This is a genomic window from Pseudoalteromonas holothuriae, assembly GCF_945859825.1.
GTDB classification, from domain to species: Bacteria; Pseudomonadota; Gammaproteobacteria; order Enterobacterales; family Alteromonadaceae; genus Pseudoalteromonas; species Pseudoalteromonas holothuriae.
This window is the reverse complement of the sequence record NZ_CAMAPC010000096.1, coordinates 1-338: the sequence shown is the minus strand read 5'-3', so window position 1 is coordinate 338 and position 338 is coordinate 1. Positions and strand designations below refer to the sequence as shown.

Here is a 338-nt window from a genome sequence, read left to right as displayed (position 1 = left end):
GTCCCCATCGTCTAGAGGCCTAGGACACCGCCCTTTCACGGCGGTAACAGGGGTTCGAATCCCCTTGGGGACGCCACTTTACTTCGGTAGGGTAACGTAAACTCATATGGTGCGAGTTAAAATAGCCAGTCCTAGTGACACAGAAATAGAACATCTTTTGATATTCTATATTTCTGCCAAAGAATAAGGTCATTCGCCTCGCAGGCTCGGTCTCATCTAACGCAGAAATAGCAAATCAGTGATTTGCAAACCGATTTCTGCGTCCCCATCGTCTAGAGGCCTAGGACACCGCCCTTTCACGGCGGTAACAGGGGTTCGAATCCCCTTGGGGACGCCAC

Annotated in this window: 2 tRNA genes; both read left to right on the top strand. The window is 50.9% G+C overall.

The window, feature by feature from the left end:
• A tRNA-Glu gene (locus tag OCI93_RS21055) sits at positions 1-76 on the top strand.
• 185 nt (positions 77-261) lie between these two features.
• A tRNA-Glu gene (locus OCI93_RS21050) sits at positions 262-337 on the top strand.
• The last annotated feature ends 1 nt before the right edge of the window (position 338 follow it).